Source organism: Curtobacterium sp. ME12 (genome assembly GCF_903970855.1).
Classification (GTDB): Bacteria; Actinomycetota; Actinomycetes; order Actinomycetales; family Microbacteriaceae; genus Curtobacterium; species Curtobacterium poinsettiae_A.
This window is the reverse complement of sequence record NZ_CAJCKD010000049.1, coordinates 1-18926: the sequence shown is the minus strand read 5'-3', so window position 1 is coordinate 18926 and position 18926 is coordinate 1. Positions and strand designations below refer to the sequence as shown.

General features: G+C 69.9%; 14 protein-coding genes and 1 pseudogene. 11 read left to right on the top strand and 4 right to left on the bottom strand.

Annotation, left to right across the window (positions count from 1 at the left end; translation table 11 throughout):
• From uvrB to H7A73_RS16810, 11 genes are all read left to right on the top strand, one after another.
• The coding region (gene uvrB, locus H7A73_RS16860) for an excinuclease ABC subunit UvrB (RefSeq protein ID WP_182067024.1) at positions 1–1635 on the top strand (1635 nt) is incomplete at its 5' end.
• Positions 1625–2542: an SDR family NAD(P)-dependent oxidoreductase gene (locus tag H7A73_RS16855; protein WP_182067022.1), complete on the top strand. Its 918-nt coding sequence runs from the start codon at positions 1625–1627 to the stop codon at positions 2540–2542. The genes uvrB and H7A73_RS16855, both read left to right, overlap by 11 nt.
• A gap of 48 nt (positions 2543–2590) precedes the next feature.
• Complete coding sequence (gene uvrA, locus H7A73_RS16850; RefSeq protein ID WP_247737738.1) at positions 2591–5647, top strand: excinuclease ABC subunit UvrA; 3057 nt, start codon at positions 2591–2593, stop codon at positions 5645–5647.
• On the top strand, positions 5648–7696 hold the full coding sequence (uvrC, locus tag H7A73_RS16845; RefSeq protein WP_182067020.1) for an excinuclease ABC subunit UvrC: 2049 nt from the start codon (positions 5648–5650) through the stop codon (positions 7694–7696).
• Between the two features lie 103 nt (positions 7697–7799).
• Positions 7800–8699, top strand: a complete 900-nt coding sequence (gene rapZ, locus H7A73_RS16840) for an RNase adapter RapZ (protein WP_027465691.1) — start codon at positions 7800–7802, stop codon at positions 8697–8699.
• Positions 8700–8774: 75 nt separating this feature from the next.
• The gene (gene whiA, locus H7A73_RS16835) at positions 8775–9755 is read left to right on the top strand and encodes a DNA-binding protein WhiA (RefSeq protein ID WP_071244735.1); all 981 of its coding nucleotides are present in this window, start codon (positions 8775–8777) and stop codon (positions 9753–9755) included.
• Positions 9756–10023: 268 nt separating this feature from the next.
• The gene (gene gap / locus H7A73_RS16830; protein ID WP_027465689.1) at positions 10024–11028 is read left to right on the top strand and encodes a type I glyceraldehyde-3-phosphate dehydrogenase; all 1005 of its coding nucleotides are present in this window, start codon (positions 10024–10026) and stop codon (positions 11026–11028) included.
• A gap of 3 nt (positions 11029–11031) precedes the next feature.
• Positions 11032–12249, top strand: a complete 1218-nt coding sequence (locus H7A73_RS16825; RefSeq protein WP_182067018.1) for a phosphoglycerate kinase — start codon at positions 11032–11034, stop codon at positions 12247–12249.
• On the top strand, positions 12246–13025 hold the full coding sequence (gene tpiA, locus H7A73_RS16820; protein WP_182067016.1) for a triose-phosphate isomerase: 780 nt from the start codon (positions 12246–12248) through the stop codon (positions 13023–13025). The genes H7A73_RS16825 and tpiA overlap by 4 nt, the downstream gene beginning before the upstream one ends.
• Positions 13026–13133: 108 nt before the next feature.
• Positions 13134–13385, top strand: coding sequence for a preprotein translocase subunit SecG (gene secG / locus H7A73_RS16815; protein WP_017887256.1), 252 nt, complete (start codon positions 13134–13136; stop codon positions 13383–13385).
• 3 nt (positions 13386–13388) lie between these two features.
• Positions 13389–13757, top strand: coding sequence for an RNA polymerase-binding protein RbpA (locus tag H7A73_RS16810; protein WP_110862753.1), 369 nt, complete (start codon positions 13389–13391; stop codon positions 13755–13757).
• 283 nt (positions 13758–14040) lie between these two features.
• Here H7A73_RS16810 and pgl read toward each other — a convergent pair whose 3' ends face one another.
• The 4 genes and pseudogenes from pgl to H7A73_RS16790 form a co-directional block, all read right to left on the bottom strand.
• Positions 14041–14811, bottom strand: coding sequence for a 6-phosphogluconolactonase (gene pgl, locus H7A73_RS16805; RefSeq protein ID WP_182067014.1), 771 nt, complete (start codon positions 14809–14811; stop codon positions 14041–14043).
• A 100-nt stretch (positions 14812–14911) separates the two neighbouring features.
• Positions 14912–15856, bottom strand: a complete 945-nt coding sequence (locus H7A73_RS16800; RefSeq protein ID WP_182067013.1) for a glucose-6-phosphate dehydrogenase assembly protein OpcA — start codon at positions 15854–15856, stop codon at positions 14912–14914.
• Positions 15853–17391, bottom strand: a complete 1539-nt coding sequence (gene zwf / locus H7A73_RS16795; RefSeq protein WP_027465683.1) for a glucose-6-phosphate dehydrogenase — start codon at positions 17389–17391, stop codon at positions 15853–15855. Before zwf ends, H7A73_RS16800 begins: the two co-directional genes overlap by 4 nt.
• Positions 17392–17413: 22 nt before the next feature.
• A pseudogene (locus tag H7A73_RS16790) lies at positions 17414–18847 on the bottom strand (glucose-6-phosphate isomerase); the annotation flags it as partial.
• Positions 18848–18926: the final 79 nt, after the last annotated feature.

Below are 18926 nucleotides of genomic sequence, written 5' to 3'. Positions count from 1 at the left end.
GTCTCCTGCATCTACGGTCTCGGCACCCCCGAGCAGTACATGAACGCATCGGTCGCGCTCCACGTCGGTCAGACGATCTCCCGCGACCAGCTCGTCCGCAAGTTCGTCGCCATGCAGTACCAGCGCAACGACGTCGACTTCGCCCGGGGCACCTTCCGGGTGCGGGGCGACACCATCGAGATCATCCCGATGTACGAAGAGCACGCGATCCGCATCGAGATGTTCGGTGACGAGATCGAGGCGCTCTCCTCGCTGCACCCCCTCACCGGCAACGTCATCGACGACCTGCCCGCCGTGTCGATCTTCCCGGCCTCGCACTACGTCGCGGACACCGACGTGATGCACCGGGCGATCGCCTCCATCAAGGAAGAACTCGCGGAACGGCTCGCCGAGCTCGAGGGCCAGGGCAAGCTGCTCGAGGCCCAGCGGCTCCGGATGCGCACCACGTTCGACATCGAGATGATGGAGCAGATCGGGTTCTGCTCGGGCATCGAGAACTACTCGCGGCACATGGACGGCCGTGGTCCGGGCGAGGCACCGCACTGCCTCATCGACTACTTCCCCGACGACTTCCTCATCGTCATCGACGAGTCGCACGTCACCGTGCCGCAGATCGGCGCGATGTACGAAGGCGACGCCTCGCGCAAGCGCACGCTGGTCGAGCACGGGTTCCGCCTGCCGAGCGCGATGGACAACCGCCCCCTGAAGTGGGAGGAGTTCCTTGAGCGCGTCGGGCAGAAGGTCTACCTGTCGGCCACCCCGGGGCGCTACGAGCTCGGGGTCACCGACAGCGTGGTCGAGCAGATCATCCGCCCGACCGGCCTGATCGACCCCGAGATCGTGGTCAAGCCGAGCGACGGCCAGATCGACGACCTGCTCGAGGAGATCAAGCAGCGGGTCGAGAAGGACGAACGCGTCCTCGTCACCACGCTGACCAAGCGCATGGCGGAAGAACTCACCGACTTCCTCGGGAACGCCGGCGTGCGCGTCCGGTACCTGCACTCCGACGTCGACACCCTGAAGCGCGTCGAACTGTTGACCGAGCTGCGGCAGGGCGTCTACGACGTGCTCGTCGGCATCAACCTGCTGCGCGAGGGGCTCGACCTGCCCGAGGTGTCGCTCGTCGCGATCCTCGACGCCGACAAGGAAGGCTTCCTCCGGTCGTCGACGTCGCTCATCCAGACGATCGGTCGCGCTGCCCGCAACGTGTCGGGCCAGGTGCTGATGTACGCCGACAAGATGACCGACTCCATGAAGATCGCGATCGAGGAGACCGATCGCCGTCGCGAGAAGCAGGTCGCCTACAACCTGGAGCGCGGCATCGACCCCCAGCCGCTGCGCAAGAAGATCGCGGACATCACCGAGGTCCTGCAGCGCGAGAACGACGACACGAAGGCGCTCCTGCAGGGTCGCCCCGGCACCGACGGCCGTCGGTCGCCCACACCGAACCTCAAGCGCGGCGGCATCGCGGGCGAGGGCGCGACGCAGCTCGGTGCCACCATCGCCGACCTGAACGACCAGATGCTGCAGGCTGCGGCCGAGCTGAAGTTCGAGCTCGCGGCGCGACTGCGCGACGAGGTGCAGGACCTGAAGAAGGCCCTGCGCCAGATGGAGTCGGCCGGGCATGTCAGCTGACGGCGCCCGTACGGTCGTCGTCACCGGTGCGAGCGCCGGGCTCGGCTACCACGCCGCCGAGCAGCTCGCCGCGGCGGGGCACCGGGTGGTGCTGGCGACGCGCGACCGCGGTCGGGCGGACGCCGCCGAGCGCAGCATCCGGCGGCACGTCGACGGCGCCTCGCTCGCGCACGTCCACCTCGACCTCGCCGACCTCGACTCGGTCAGTGCCGCTGCCGACGAACTCGCCGCGCTGGAGCCCGACGGCGTCGACGCGGTCGTGAACAACGCCGGGGTCGTCGGGGCGTCGACGCGGGGGAGCACGGCACAGGGCACCGAGCTGCAGATCGGCACGAACCACCTCGGGCACTTCGCGTGGACCGCCCTGGTCCTGCCCCTGCTCGAACGACGAGCCGGCCGGGTCGTGCACCTCGGGTCGATCGCCCATCGGTTCGCCCAGCTCGACGTGACCGATCCGCTCGGCGTCGGTCGGTACTCGAGCCACCGCCAGTACGCCAGGAGCAAGCTCGCGGTGATGCTGTTCGGCTTCGAGCTCGCCGGGCGACTGGCCGACTCGGGGTCGTCCGTGTCGAGCGTCGTCGCGCACCCCGGCCTGTCGCTCGACCGCCTGTCACCGGCACGCCCGGAGGTCAGCCCGGCACGACCCGAGCCCGAGTGGATCCGCCCGGCGCAGCGCATCGTCGCCCAGGGCAAGGACCTCGGCGCCCAGCCGCTCGTGCACGCGGCCGTCGGTGCGGACGTGCGTTCGGGGGAGTACTGGGGTCCGGCGGGCTGGATGCAGCTCCGTGGCCCGGCCGCCGTGGTCGCGGCGGAACCACGGGCGCACGACCGGACGGTCGCAGCGCAGCTCTGGGCAGCGAGCGAGCGTGCATCCGGTGTCGCGTTCGCTCTCGACGCACTCGTCTGAGCCTCCATCCCGGCCGAATGTCGGTCCCGCTTCGTAGAATCGACGACGATGACCATCACCTCTGACCCCGGTACCTCGACGTCGGGCCGGAACGCCTTCGGCGAGCCCGCTGACCTCCACCTCCCCGGCGGGACCGCACCGCACAGCACCTCCACGCTCAGCGTGCGCGGCGCGCGCGTGCACAACCTCCGCGACGTCGACCTCGAGATCCCGCGCGACTCACTCGTCGTGTTCACCGGCCTCTCCGGCTCGGGCAAGTCCTCGCTGGCGTTCGACACGATCTTCGCCGAGGGGCAGCGCCGGTACGTCGAGTCGCTGTCCGCCTACGCGCGCCAGTTCCTCGGCCAGGTCGACCGCCCCGACGTCGACTTCATCGAGGGGCTCTCGCCGGCGGTCTCGATCGACCAGAAGTCGACCAACCGCAACCCTCGGTCGACGGTCGGCACGATCACCGAGGTCTACGACTACATGCGACTGCTCTGGGCGCGCATCGGGGTCCCCCACTGCCCGACGTGCGGCGAGGTGATCAGCAAGCAGACCGTGCAGCAGATCGCCGACCAGCTCATGCAGTTCGAGACCGGCACCCGGTTCCAGGTCCTCGCGCCCGTCATCTCCAAGAAGAAGGGCGAGTTCGTCGACCTCTTCCAGGAGCTCGCGGCGTCCGGGTACGCCCGCGCGATCGTGGACGGCGAGCGAATCCAGCTCAGCGACCCGCCCAAGCTCAAGAAGCAGGTCAAGCACGACATCTCGGTCATCGTCGACCGCCTGGTGGCGAGCGACGACATCCTCGGGCGACTCACCGACTCGCTCGAGACCGCCCTGCGCCTGACCGACGGCACCGTCGGCATCGACCTGGTGGACCACGAGGGGCCCGGCGCGGTCCGGACCTACTCCGAGAACCTCTCGTGCCCGAACAACCACCCGCTCGCGCTCACGGAGATCGAGCCGCGCACGTTCTCGTTCAACGCGCCGTTCGGTGCCTGCCCCGAGTGCTCCGGCCTCGGCACGCGCATGTCGGTCGACCCCGACCTGGTGCTCGGCGACCCCGAGGCCTCGTTGCGTGACGGCGTCCTGCTGCCCTGGACCGGTACCAGCGGGCTGTACTCCTACTTCGAGAAGCTGCTCGGTGGCCTCGGCAAGGAGCTCGGCTTCTCGCTCGACACCCCGTGGAACCAGCTCGACCCCGCGGTGCAGGCGTCCATCCTGACCGGCAAGGACTTCCAGGTGTCGGTCTCCTGGCGCAACCGGTTCGGCCGCGAGATGCGGTACACGAGCGGGTTCGAGGGCGTCATGCCCTACATCGAGCGCAAGTTCGCCGAGGCCGAGTCGGACTCGCAGCGGCAGCGCTTCCAGGGCTACCTGCGCGAGGTCCCGTGCCCGGTGTGCGAGGGCACCCGCCTCAAGCCCGAGGTGCTCGCGGTGACGGTCAACGACCGCAGCATCGCGGACGTCACCGACATGTCGCTCGACAACGCGTACTCGTTCATGGACGAGTTGACGCTGACCGACCGTGAAGCGCACATCGCCGCCGCGGTCCTCCGCGAGATCCGCGCACGCCTCGAGTTCCTGCTCGAGGTCGGCTTGAACTACCTCACGCTCGCGCGTGGTGCCGGTGGTCTGTCCGGCGGCGAGGCGCAGCGCATCCGCCTGGCGACGCAGATCGGCTCCGGGCTGACCGGTGTGCTCTACGTGCTCGACGAGCCGAGCATCGGCCTGCACCAGCGCGACAACCGTCGACTCATCGACACCCTGGTCAAGCTCAAGGACCTCGGCAACACGCTGATCGTCGTCGAGCACGACGAGGACACGATCCGCACGGCCGACTGGGTCGTCGACATCGGCCCCGGCGCCGGTGTGAACGGCGGCAACGTCGTGCACTCCGGTTCCTACGAGGGCATCATCGAGAACCGCGAGTCGATCACCGGTGACTACCTCGCCGGCCGACGCGCGATCGAGGTGCCGGCCGAGCGCCGCAAGGTCAACCTGAAGCGTGCCATCACCGTGCAGGGTGCCCGCGCGAACAACCTCAAGTCGATCGACGCGGACTTCCCTCTCGGTGTGTTCACCGCAGTGACGGGCGTGAGCGGGTCCGGCAAGTCGACGCTGGTGAACGACATCCTGTACAAGGTGCTCGCCAACCAGCTCAACGGCGCACGGCACATCGCGGGCAAGCACACGCGGGTGAAGGGCCTCGACCAGCTCGACAAGGTCGTGCACGTCGACCAGGCACCGATCGGCCGCACGCCGCGCTCGAACCCGGCGACCTACACGGGCGTGTTCGACCGCATCCGCCAGCTGTTCGCCGAGACGCAAGAGGCCAAGACCCGTGGCTACCAGCCCGGCCGCTTCAGCTTCAACGTCAAGGGCGGCCGCTGCGAGAACTGCGCGGGCGACGGCACGATCAAGATCGAGATGAACTTCCTGCCCGACGTCTACGTCGCGTGCGAGGTCTGCGGCGGTGCGCGGTACAACCGCGAGACGCTCCAGGTCCACTACAAGGGCAAGAACATCTCCGAGGTCCTCGACATGCCGATCAGCGAGGCCGCCGAGTTCTTCGAGCCGATCTCGGCGATCCACCGGTACATGGCGACGCTCGTCGACGTGGGCCTCGGCTACGTGCGTCTCGGCCAGAGTGCGACCACGCTCTCCGGTGGCGAGGCGCAGCGCGTCAAGCTCGCCACCGAGCTGCAGCGTCGCTCGAACGGCCGCACGGTCTACGTGCTCGACGAGCCGACCACCGGTCTGCACTTCGAGGACGTCCGCAAGCTGCTCCTCGTCCTGCAGAGCCTCGTCGACAAGGGCAACACCGTCATCACGATCGAGCACAACCTCGACGTCATCAAGTCCGCCGACTGGTTGATCGACATGGGACCCGAGGGTGGCTCCGGCGGTGGCACGGTCCTCGCGACGGGCACCCCGGAGCACGTGGCGACCGTGCCGGAGAGCCACACGGGTGTCTTCCTGCGCGAGATCTTCGACGCGCAGGACGCCCGGGTCGGCAAGCAGCAGGCGGTCGGCGCACGCCAGGCCACCCAGAAGCAGCAGGGTGGCAAGGAGCAGGGCACGACCAAGCAGGCGAGCAAGCAGAAGGCGGGTGCTCGGTAGGTGGCGGACACCGTCCCGTGGCGTCCGAAGGCGGGGGAGATCCCGACCGACCCGGGCGTCTACCGCTGGCGTGACGAAGCCGGTCGGGTGCTCTACGTCGGCAAGGCGAAGAACCTCCGCGCCCGGCTGAGCAACTACTTCGCGCCGCTGCCGACGCTGCACGAGCGCACGCGGCGCATGGTCCTGACGGCGCGCAGCGTCGAGTGGACGACGGTCGGCTCCGAGATCGAGGCGCTCCAGCTGGAGTACACCTGGATCAAGGAGTTCGACCCGCCGTTCAACGTCAAGTTCCGCGACGACAAGTCGTACCCGTACATGGCGGTCACCCTGGGTGACGAAGCGCCGCGGGTGATGGTCACGCGCAACCGCAAGATCAAGGGCGCGAAGTACTTCGGTCCGTACCCGAAGATCTGGGCGGTGCACGACACCATCGACCTGATGATCAAGGTGTTCCCGATCCGCACGTGTTCGGACTCGTCGTACAAGAAGGCGATGCAGACGGGCCGGCCGTGCTTCCCGGGGCAGATCGGCAAGTGCGGTGGGCCGTGCTCGCAGAAGGTCACGATCGAGGAGCACCGTGCGCTCGTCGAGGAGTTCGTGCGCTTCATGAACTCCTACGACCGTCGGGTCATCACCGAGCTCCGGCAGCGCATGGGTGCCTCGGCCGACGCGATGCAGTACGAGCAGGCCGCGAAGTACCGCGACCAGGTCGAAGCGCTCGAGGCCGTGCTCGAGAAGTCCGCCGTGGTGCTCCGCGACTCGGTCGACCTCGACCTGTTCGGCATCGCGGAGGACGAGCTCGCCGCGGCCGTGCAGCTGTTCTCCGTCCGTGGTGGCCGCATCCGTGGTGTCCGCGGCTGGGTGGTCGACAAGGAGCTCGACATCGCCACCGGCGACCTCGTCGAGCAGATCGTGCAGGGTGTCTACGTCACGGACGAGCCCCCGCGCGAGGTCGTGGTCCCCGAACTGCCGGAGGACGCCGACGCGCTCCAGGAGTGGCTCAGCGGGCGCCGGAACGGCCGTGGGACGAAGCTCAGCACCGCGCAGCGCGGCGATCGTGCCGGGCTCGCCCGGACGGCCGCGCAGAACGCCGGGCAGGCGCTCATGCTCTACAAGACCAAGCGCTCCGCCGACTACACGACGCGGGCTGCGGCCCTGGCCGACATCCAGGACGCCCTCGGCATGACCGAGGCGCCGCTCCGCATGGAGTGCTACGACATCTCGCACCTGCAGGGCACGAACGTCGTCGCGTCGATGGTGGTGTTCGAGGACGGTCTGCCGCGCAAGGACCAGTACCGCCGGTACTCGATCGCCGAGACCACCGACGACACCGACAGCATGTACCAGGTGCTCTCGCGGCGTCTGGCACGGCTGGACGAGGACGCCGAGCTGCCGGACGTCCCCGACGTCACGACCGACGAGGTCGTCGAGGGGTCGAAGCCGACGAAGCGGTTCGCGTACCGCCCGCAGCTGCTCATCGTCGACGGCGGCCAGCCCCAGGTGCAAGCCGCGAAGCGCGCGATGGACGAAGCCGGCGTGCACGACATCGCCCTGGTCGGCATCGCCAAGCGGCTCGAGGAGCTCTGGCTCCCCGACGACGACTTCCCGGTCATCCTGCCCCGCAACTCCGAGGCGCTCTTCCTCATCCAGCGCATCCGCGACGAGGCGCACCGGTTCGCGATCACCCACCAGCGCAGCAAGCGGAAGCGCGACGTCCGCTCGCGGCTGTCCGAGATCCCCGGTCTCGGCCCGAGCCGCGTCAACGCCCTGCTGAAGCACTTCGGCTCGGTCGCCCGGCTCCGCGAGGCCACAGCCGAGGACATCGGCGAGGTGAACGGGATCGGCCCGGCGACCGCTGCCGCGGTGGTCTCGAAGCTGGCCCAGACGCCGACGAGTGCACCCGCCACGAGCGCGTCGAGCGCCCCCGAACCGGACCCCGACGCGATCGCCGACACCGGGACCGGGACCGGGGCTGGGACCGGAACCGATCCCGGAGGCCCGGTGCGGGTCCCCGAGGTGACCGACGACGGTCCGCAGCGACCGTCGTGACGACCCCCGCGCCTCCCGGCCGCCACCGGGCGGTAGCCTGGTCCGGCAGCCGAGACCTCCCCGGGCGACGCGCCCGGGCCGCCACGACGGAGCCCACTCCCAGATGACCGACAGCGCCACCGCGACCACCCACGCGTCGCAGCACGACATCCTCATCGTCACCGGCATGTCCGGGGCCGGGCGGTCCACCGTCGGCAAGGCCCTCGAAGACCTGGGCTGGTACGTCGTCGACAACCTGCCCACGCAGATGCTGGCCCCGCTGACCGAGCTGGCCGACCGCGCGGGGGAGAAGATCCCGAAGATCGCCACGGTGGTCGACGTCCGCGGCGGGCGGTTCTTCACCGACCCCGAGCACGCGGTCGAGCAGGTCCGCTCGAGCACCTCCGCGCGGGTCCGGGTGCTGTTCCTCGAGGCCACCGACGCCGTGCTGGTCCGGCGCTTCGAGCAGGTTCGTCGACCCCACCCGCTCCAGGGCGAGGACACCCTGCTCGACGGCATCGCCCGCGAACGGGCGCGTCTCGCCGGCCTCCGCGAGGCGTCCGACGTGGTGATCGACACCTCCGACCTCAACATCCACCAGCTCGCGAACACCGTCATCGAGCACTTCGCCGACGAGCACTTCGTGGGCGTACAGGTCACGCTGATGAGCTTCGGCTTCAAGTACGGACTGCCCGCCGACGCCGACATGGTGGCCGACGTGCGGTTCCTCCCGAACCCCTACTGGGTGCCGGAACTGCGGCCGCACACCGGGCTCGACCAGCCGGTCTCGGACTACGTGCTGGCCCAGGCCGGGGCCCGTCCGTTCGTCGATCGCTACGCCTCCGTCCTCGAGCCGGTGTTCGAGGGGTACCAGCGCGAGAACAAAAGACACGCTACGATCGCCATCGGCTGTACCGGCGGGAAGCACCGCTCGGTCGCCATCGTCGCCGAGTTGGCGAACCTCCTCCGCGGGATGCCTGGCGTCGCCGTGCGTGTGAAGAACCGAGATCTCGGCCGGGAGTGACCGTCCCTCCGGCCGCTCCCACGCCCGTGCCGCCGGATCTGCGGGAACCACTGAACGAACGTTAGGAATGATGCTGTGCCGTTGACTGCCGAGGTCAAGGACGAACTGGCCAGGGTCGCCGTGAACCGCAACACGGTCCGCGCCGCCGAACTGGCCACGATCCTCCGGTTCGCTGGTGGTCTGCACGTCATCTCGGGCCGCATCGCGGTCGAGGTCGAGCTCGACACCCGGATCATCGTGCACCGGGTCCGCAAGGACCTCGCCGAGCTCTACGGCGTGCGCAGCGAGGCGTCGGTGGGCTCGTCGGCGTCCGCCCGGCGCGGGACCCGCTACCTGGTCCGCGTGCTCGAGGCGGGGGAGACCCTCGCCCGCCAGACCGGCCTGATGGACGCCCGTCGTCGCCCCGTCCGCGGGCTGCCGAACCGCCTCACCACGGGCAACCGTGACGACCTCGCCGCCATCTGGCGCGGTGCGTTCCTCGCCTCAGGCACCCTGACCGACCCGGGTCGGGCCGCGGCGCTCGAGGTCACGTGCCCGGGCAACGAGGCCGCGATGGCCCTCGTCGGTGCCGCGTCGCGTCTCGGGGTGGCCGCCAAGGGCCGCGAGGTCCGCGGGGTGCACCGCGTCGTCATCCGCGACGGCGAGGCCATCGGCCAGATGCTGACCGTCATGGGCGCCGCGCGCACCACCGCCGACTGGGAGGAGATGCGCCAGCGTCGCGAGGTCCGTGCGACCGCGAACCGCCTGGTCAACTTCGACGACGCGAACCTGCGCCGTTCCGCGCAGGCCGCCGTGGCTGCCTGCGCCCGCGTCGAGCGTGCGCTCGAGATCCTCGGCGACGAGGTCCCCGACCACCTGCAGTACGCCGGCACGCTCCGCCTGCAGCACCGCGACGCCTCGCTCGACGAGCTCGGCCAGCACGCGGACCCGCCGATGACCAAGGACGCCATCGCCGGCCGCATCCGTCGCCTGCTGGCGATGGCGGACAAGCGGGCCTCCGACCTCGGCATCCCGGGTACCGAAGCGAGCGTTCCCGAGGAGCTCGAAGGGGCCTGAGAGCGGTCTGTCGACCCTGCGGACAGGAGGCGCGGTGCCAGCTGGCACCGCGCCTCCCGTCCGTTTGCCGGCCTCTCTCGGACCCGTTCCCGGCCTGGTCGGCGACCGTCCGGACGGACCGTCATCCCGCTCGGGCACGCAGTGTCCGACTGCTAGGGTCGTTACGGCGACGTTACGGGGCGTATCGTCCACCACACGCGGGCCCGCCAGGGTGCGCGACTCCCGAAAGCAGCGCCCCCTGGGCGCTCCACACTCACCAGGAGATCCATTGACCGTCAAGATCGGTATCAACGGCTTCGGCCGCATCGGCCGTAACTTCTTCCGGGCCGCCCTCGCGAAGGGCTCCGACCTCGAGATCGTGGCGGTGAACGACCTCACCGACAACGCGTCGCTCGCCAACCTGCTGAAGTTCGACTCCATCACGGGCAAGCTCCCCGCGACCGTCGAGCTCGACGGCGACAACATCGTCGTCGACGGCAAGGCCATCAAGGTCCTCGCCGAGCGCGACCCCGCCAACCTGCCCTGGGGCGAGCTGGGCGTCGACATCGTCATCGAGTCGACCGGTTTCTTCACCAAGGCCGCCGATGCGCAGAAGCACATCGACGCCGGTGCCAAGAAGGTCATCATCTCCGCGCCGGCCTCGGGTGACGACGTCACCATCGTGCTCGGCGTGAACGAGGGGCAGTACGACCCCGCGAACCACCACATCATCTCGAACGCGTCCTGCACCACGAACAGCCTCGCGCCGCTCGCCAAGGTGTTCCACGACAAGTTCGGCATCGAGCGTGGCCTCATGACCACGGTCCACGCCTACACCGCGGACCAGAACCTGCAGGACGGCCCGCACAAGGACCCCCGTCGTGCACGTGCCGCAGCGCTGAACATCGTGCCGACCTCGACCGGTGCCGCGAAGGCCATCGGCCTCGTGCTCCCCGAGCTCGCCGGCAAGCTGGACGGCTTCGCCCTGCGTGTCCCGGTCCCCACCGGCTCGATCACCGACCTCACGCTCGAGACCAAGTCCGAGGTCACGGTCGACGAGATCAACGCCGCCTACAAGGAGGCCGCGGAAGGCCCCCTCAAGGGCATCCTGCTCTACAGCGAGGACCCGCTGGTGTCGACCGACATCACCACGGACCCGCACTCCTCGATCTACGACTCCGGCCTGACCAAGGTCATCGGGGGCCTCGTCAAGATCACCTCGTGGTACGACAACGAGTGGGGCTACTCGAACCGCCTCGTCGACCTCACCGAGTACGTCGGCGAGCGTCTGTAACACATGGCCCTCCGCACCCTCGAGGACCTCGGCGACCTCGCCGGCAAGCGCGTCATCGTCCGTTGTGACCTGAACGTCCCGCTCAAGGACGGCACCATCACGGACGACGGCCGCGTGCGGGCGTCGCTCGGCACCCTGAACACGCTGGTGAACGCCGGGGCCCGCGTCATCGTGGTCTCGCACCTCGGGCGCCCGGATGGTTCGCCCGCCCCGGAGTACTCGCTCGCCCCCGTGGCGCAGCGGCTCTCCGAGCTGCTCGGCAAGGAGGTCACGTTCGTCGGCGAGACCGTCGGTGACGAAGCCACCGCGGCCGCCGAGGCCCTCGGGGACGGCGACGTCCTGCTGCTCGAGAACCTCCGGTTCAACCCGGAGGAGACCTCGAAGGACGCAGACGAGCGCCGTGCCTTCGCGGAGCGGATCGCCGCCCTCGGGGACGCCTTCGTCTCCGACGGCTTCGGCGTCGTGCACCGCAAGCAGGCCTCGGTCTACGAGCTCGCGTCCGCGCTGCCCAGTGCGGCCGGCTCCCTCATCGAGACCGAGCTCCGCGTGCTCGAACGCCTCACGACGACGCCGGAGCGGCCATACACGGTCGTGCTCGGCGGGTCGAAGGTCAGCGACAAGCTCGGCGTCATCGACCACCTCCTGCCGCAGGTGGACACGCTCTGCATCGGCGGCGGCATGCTCTTCACGTTCCTCGCGGCCCAGGGCCACGGGGTCGCGAAGTCACTGCTCGAGGCCGACCAGCTCGACGTCGTCCGCGAGTACCTCTCGCGGGCGAAGGAGCTCGGTGTGACGATCGACCTGCCGACGGACGTCGTCGTGGCGTCTGGGTTCGCGGCCGACGCGTCGCACGAGACCGTCGCCGCGGACGCGATCGAGTCGTCGTCCTTCGGGGCGGACGGCATCGGCCTCGACATCGGACCGGAGACGGCGGCGCGGTTCGCTTCCGCGGTGTCCTCGTCGAAGACCGTGTTCTGGAACGGCCCGATGGGCGTGTTCGAGTTCCCGGCCTTCGCCGCCGGCACGAAGACGGTCGCGCAGGCCCTGACCGAGGTCGACGGCCTCGGTGTGGTCGGCGGTGGCGACTCCGCCGCGGCCGTCCGGTCGCTCGGCTTCTCGGACGACCAGTTCGGGCACATCTCGACCGGTGGCGGTGCGAGCCTCGAGTTCCTCGAGGGCAAGTCGCTCCCCGGTCTCGAAGCACTGGGGTGGTCGCGATGACCCGGACGCCGCTCATCGCGGGCAACTGGAAGATGAACCTGGACCACCTCCAGGCCATCGCCACCGTGCAGAAGCTCGCGTGGACGCTCAAGGACGCCCGGCACGACTTCGACGACGTCGAGGTCGCGGTGTTCCCGCCGTTCACCGACCTGCGGAGCGTGCAGACGCTCATCTCGGCCGACAAGCTGCCGATCCACTTCGGTGCGCAGGACCTGTCCCAGTTCGATTCCGGCGCCTACACCGGTGACGTCTCCGGCGCGTTCCTCGCTGCACTCGACGCCCAGTACGTCATCGTCGGCCACTCCGAGCGGCGCACGCTGCACGGTGAGACCGACGAGGTCGTCGCGGCGAAGACCGCAGCGGCCGTCAAGCACGGTCTCGTGCCCGTGGTCTGCGTCGGCGAGACCGGCGAGCAGCGCGAGGAGCGCGGCGCCGGTGTCGTCCCGGTCGAGCAGCTCCGCGTCGTGCTCGACGCGGTCGAGGCCGCCGACATCGTCGTGGCGTACGAGCCGGTCTGGGCCATCGGCTCCGGCCAGGCGGCCACGGCCGAGCAGGCGCAGGACGAGTGCGCGGCCATCCGTCGTGGCATCGCTGCAGCCTGGGGTGAACAGGCTGCGGCCGACACCCGCGTGCTCTACGGCGGCTCCGTCAAGTCGGGCAACATCGCGGGGTTCCTCCGCGAGCCCGACATCGACGGTGCGCTCGTCGGTGGCGCTTCGCTCGACGTGCAGGAGTTCGCGGCGATCGCCCGGTTCCGGCAGCACGTCGGGCTGTAGTCCACAGGCATCGTCGCGGGCAGTCGTCCGCACCACTCCCGTCCAGGTACCGGCCGTGCTCCGCGCGGCCGGTACACTGGTACGGCTGACTGACACGAAAGGTACGTCGTGGCGATACTCTCCGTCGTGCTGCAGGTCCTGCTCGCAATCACGAGCCTCCTGCTCACGCTCCTCATCCTGCTGCACAAGGGCCGTGGTGGTGGCCTCTCCGACATGTTCGGCGGTGGGGTCACGAGCAACCTCGGTGCGTCCGGTGTGGCCGAGCGCAACCTCAACCGCATCACGGTGATCCTCGGTCTGGTCTGGATCGTCTCCATCATCGTGCTCGGTCTCATCAACAAGTTCACGGCGGGGGTCTGATCCATGGCAAGCGGAGGCAGTGCAATCCGAGGGTCCCGCGTCGGCGCGGGACCCATGGGCGAACAGGACCGCGGGGTCCAGGCAGAGCGGGTGGCGATCTCGTACTGGGACGCCCTCGGCAACGAGGTCGTGCGGTACTTCGCCGCGAACCTGCCCGACGAGGAGATCCCCGAGACGGTGGACTCGCCGTCGAGTGGTCTGCCGGCCGGTCGCGACAAGGAGAACCCGCCCGTGGTCTCCAAGACGGAGCCCTACAAGACCCACCTCGCGTACGTGAAGGAACGCCGCACCGAGGAAGAGGCAGCGCAGCTCCTCGAGGACGCGCTCCAGCAGCTCCGAGAGCGTCGCGGCACCGCGGCGAAGAAGAGCTAGCGCACGCACGCTGACGGAGGCCCCTGCACCGATGGTGTGGGGGCCTTCGTGTGTCCGGGGACGCGGGCGGCTCGCTCGCCGAGCGGTCACGACATGCCGCGTGCGGTGCGCGGTGGTGGCGCGAACCGTCGTCCGGCATCCGCGTAGCCGACAGTTCGTGACCACTCGGCGTTGCTTCGGCGGGGAGTCGCGTCGGGCGCGGCGCGCGGTGAGCGCCACCACAGACGGACGGGAGGCCCGGTGCCAGCTGGCACCGGGCCTCCCGTCCGTCAGGAACGCGCGTCTAGTACGTCGACGCGATCAGGTTCTCGGGGACGTCGCGCGCGGCATCCTGGTCCACGAAGAAGACCGTGCGCTTGCGACCCTGCACGCCACCGACGGGGACGTCTTCGATCGACGCACCGGCGAGGGCCAGCCCGAGGACCGAGGCCTTCTCGGCGCCGGAGAGGATCACCCAGACGCGCTGCGAGGCGTTGATCACGGGGAAGGTGACGGTCAGACGCTGCGGCGGCGGCTTGGGGGAGTCGTCGACCGACACGACGGCACGGTCGGTGACCGTGAGCTGCGGGAACTCCGGGAAGAGCGAGGCGGTGTGTCCGTCGGGACCGACGCCGAGCAGCGTGATGTCGAAGCGCGGAGCGACGGCGCCCTCGTACGCGGCGTCCTGCAGCTCGCGCTCGTACTGCAGCGCAGCCTGCTCGATGTCGATGCCGGCGTCGGATGCGGGCATCGGGTGGATGTTCGACTCTGGGATGTCGACGTGGTCGAAGAAGTCGGTCTGCGTCCCCGTGGTGTTGCGGTCGGCGTCACCGGCCGGCACCCAGCGCTCGTCGACCCACCACACGTGGACCTTCGACCAGTCGACGCTCTCACGAGCCGGCGACTGGCCGATCGCGGCGAGGACGAGGGACGACACCGAGCCACCGCTGATCGCGATGTCGGCACGCTCCTGCTCGTCGAGCACGTCGATGATCTTGGTGATGAAGCGTGCGGCGACCGAAGCGCCGAGGGCCTGCTTGTCCGGGTGCACGAGCACCCGCCGTTCGTTGGTCACGTGACTCCCGTGTTCGTGGCGGCCGACCGGTCGTCCGACCGCCTTCGGTCCGGTCGGGCCGCCTGCACCAGACAGGCGGCCCGACCGTGTGGGGTGTGGATCAGCGGGCGATGGTCTCGCGCAGCTGGGGCACCCCGTGCTTGACGACGTCTCCGAAGAGGACGTCCGGGTCGAGTCTACGGAGTTCCTCGGCCAGGCAGTCGCGCAGGTTGCGGCGTGGCAGCGACAGGTCGTGCGTCGGCTGCCCGGGCATGGAGAGCGTGGCGACGTCCACCAGGGAGCGCTCGAGCTCGATGGTGCCGGACTCGCGGACGAGCTGCACACCGTGGATGCCGCTCGACCCCGTCGCGCGCGGCGACGTGACGACGGACACCGGCACGCGGAGCTGCAGCTGGAGCCAGGCGGCGAGGAGGATCGTCGACGGGCTGTCGGACGCTCCGGAGACCTCGACGGCGGTGATCGGCTCGTACGGCGGCTGGTCGAGCGCCGCGGCGAGCTGGTTCCGCCACAGGGTCAGACGGGTCCACGCGAAGTCGGTGTCACCCGGCACGTAGGACGCGCCGAGCGCCTCGATCGCGTCGTTCGGGTCCTTCTGCGCGGCCGCGTCCGTGATCCGTCGCTGCGCGATGCGGCCGAGGGCTGACGCCGCGGGCTGCTCGGGAGCGGTCTGCGGCCACCATGCGACGACGGGTGCGTCCGGCAGCAGGAGGCCGGTGACCAGGCTCTCCTCGTCGGTCGCGGTCTCGCCGTACGCACGGAGGACGATGACCTCGCTCGCACCCGCGTCGCTGCCGACGCGGATCTGCGCGTCGAGGCGGCCGGGGGACTTCGTGTCACCGCTGTTCTTCGAGACGATGATCACGCGCATCGGGTGCTCGCGGGACGCCTCGTTCGCCGCCTCGATCGCCTCTTCCTCGTGGCCGAGGGCCGTCGAGATGATGAGGGTCAGCACGCGGCCGAGGGCGACGGCGCCGCCCTCTTCGCGGATGCGGACGAGCTTCTTCTGGATCTTCGACACCGTGGTGTCGGGCATGTCGATCTTCACGGACGCCTCCAGGTCCGACCGTCGCGGGCGAGCAGGGCGTCGGCGGATGCCGGGCCCCACGTGCCGGGACGGTACTGCTCGGGCTGGCCCTGCGTGGCCCAGAACTCCTCGATGGGGTCGAGGATCTTCCAGGACAGCTCGACCTCCTGGTGCCGCGGGAACAGCGGCGGGTCACCGAGGAGCACGTCGAGGATGAGTCGCTCGTACGCCTCGGGGGATGCTTCGGTGAACGCGTGGCCGTAGCCGAAGTCCATCGTCACGTCGCGCACCTGGGTGCCGACGCCGGGGACCTTCGAGCCGAAGCGGAGCGTGACGCCCTCGTCCGGCTGGACACGGATGACGAGCGCGTTCTGGCCGAGCGGGGACTGCGTGTTGCCGTAGACGTCCTCGGGGACGCGCTTGAACACGATCGCGATCTCGGTCACACGACGGCCGAGACGCTTGCCGGCGCGCAGGTAGAACGGGACGCCCTGCCAGCGACGTGTGGCGATGTCGAGCTTGATCGCCGCGTAGGTCTCGGTGCCGGACTCCGGGTTCATCCCGGCCTCTTCGAGGAAGCCGAGCACCTTCTCGCCGCCCTGCCAGCCACCGTCGTACTGCCCGCGGGCAGTGGCGGTCGACAGGTCTTCCGGCAGGCGCACGGCGGAGAGCACCTTCTCCTTCTCGGCGCGCAGGTCAGCGGCCTTGAACGAGACGGGCTCCTCCATCGCGGTGAGGGCGAGGAGCTGCAGGAGGTGGTTCTGGATGACGTCGCGCGCCGCACCGATGCCGTCGTAGTACGCGGCGCGTCCGGCGACGCCGATGTCCTCGGCCATCGTGATCTGGACGTGGTCGACGTAGTTCGAGTTCCAGATGGGTTCGTACATCTGGTTCGCAAACCGGAGCGTCAGCAGGTTCTGGACGGTCTCCTTGCCGAGGTAGTGGTCGATGCGGAACACGTCGTCGGGGGCGAAGACGCTCTCGACGATCGCGTTGAGTTCGCGCGCGGTGCGGAGGTCGGAGCCGAAGGGCTTCTCGACGACCACGCGGCTCCAGGAGCCCTCGCGCTTCTCGGTCAGCCCGGACAGCTTCAGCTGCTCGGTGACGACCGGGAACATCTTCGGCGGGATGGACAGGTAGAACGCGTGGTTGCCCAGCGTCCCGCGCTCGGCGTCGAGGTCGTCGACGGTGCGCTTGAGCTCGCGGAACGCCTCGGGGTCGTCGAACGAGCCCTGGACGAAGCGGATGCCCTGTTCGAGCTGACGCCAGACGTCCTCGTCGAACGGGGTGCGCGAGTGCTCCTTGACGGCGTCGTGCACGAGCTGGGAGAAGTCTTGGTCCTCCCAGTCGCGACGGGCGAACCCGACGAGCGCGAACCCCGGGGGCAGGAGCCCCCGGTTGGCCAGGTCGTAGACCGCGGGCATCAGCTTCTTGCGTGACAGGTCGCCCGTCACGCCGAAGATGATGAGCGTGCTCGGTCCCGCGATCCGGTTCAGTCGACGATCCGTCGGCAGCCGGAGCGGGTTGTGCTCCGGGGTGATTGCCACCGGTGACATGAGTCGGTGAACTCCTTACGAGTCAGTGGGAGACGGCGGACGTCATCGCCGCGGTGGCGGCGTGGACGTCCGACGTCGTGAGGGTGAGGACCGGCCGGCCGTGCTCGGCGAGGACACTCGCGTCGCCGGCTGCCTGGGCCCGGAGGAGCTGCCCGAACGTGAACGGCCGACCCGGGATCGCCAGGTCCTCCGTCTCGTCGGCCACGATCTGGAGGAACACTCCCGTGGCGGGGCCGCCCTTGTGGTACTGGCCGGTCGAGTGCAGGAACCGCGGACCGTACCCGAAGGTGACGGGACGCGCCGTGCGCGCTGCGATCGCGTCGCGCAGCGACTCGAGGCCGCTGTTCGTGGTGCGGTCGACGTACGCCTGTACCGACACGTAGCCGGTCGGGTCGAGGGCGGACAGGAGGCCCGCCACAGCTTCCGCGAGCGTCGCACCGACCGCCAGTCCGGGCGTCGCGCGGACGGCGATGCCGCCCTCGGAGAACGCCGGTGCAGCCGGAGCGGGGCGGTCGTCGAGCAGCGCACGGGTCGCGACCTTGGCGGCCTCGACGTCGGGCTGGTCGAAGGGGTTGATGCCGAGCAGGCGACCAGCGACCGCGACGGCGTACTCCCAGACGAGGATCTGGCCACCGAGCGTGCCGGTGATCTCGACCTCGCCCTCGGTCACGTGACGCTCGTCCTCGCGCGATCCGACCAGGCGGATCACCTGGACGTCGGGCAGGCCGGCGGAGACCTCGGGGGAGTCCGCGTGCAGGACGACGGGCAGCAGGCCGCGGCCGTCCTTGCCGGTCGACTCGGCGATCAGCTGTTCGACCCAGTCGCCGAAACCGACGATGTGCGTGCCGTCGGGCACGATGGCGATCTTGTCGCGCAGCGGCTCGGTGCCGGCGAGGACCGCACCGAGCACGAGCCCGGGGTTCTCGTCCAGGTCGACCGAGAGCAGCGCGGAGATCGCGTCGGCCTCGTCGAGGAGCTCGGCGATGTCCGCTCCCGCGAGCCCGGACGGCACGAGGCCGAAGGCGGTGAGCGCGGAGTAGCGGCCGCCGACCGTGGGGTCGGCGGTGAAGACGCGGTAGCCGGCGTCGACCGCAGCGGCCTCGAGCGCGGAGCCCGGGTCGGTGACGACGACGATGCGGCGGGCCGGGTCGATGCCGGCGTCGCGGAAGGCCTGCTCGTAGACACGACGCTGCGAATCGGTCTCGAGCGTCGAGCCGGACTTCGACGAGACCACGAGCACGGTGCGCTCGAGGTCGGTCGTCACGGCGGCGCGGACCTGTGCGGGGTCGGTCGAGTCGAGGACGGTGAGGGGTACGCCGGCGGTGCGCGTGATGACCTCGGGTGCGAGGGACGAGCCGCCCATGCCGGCGAGGACGACGCGGTCGACCCCTTCGGCACGGAGCGACTCGCGCAGCGCGGTCACCTCGGCGACGAGCGGGCGGGAGACCGAGACGGCAGGTCGGGAGGGGGGCGGGGGGGGGAGGGGGGGCGGCACCGCTGGCGGAGCACGTGGGCGGCGCAGGGCGTGCTCCGAC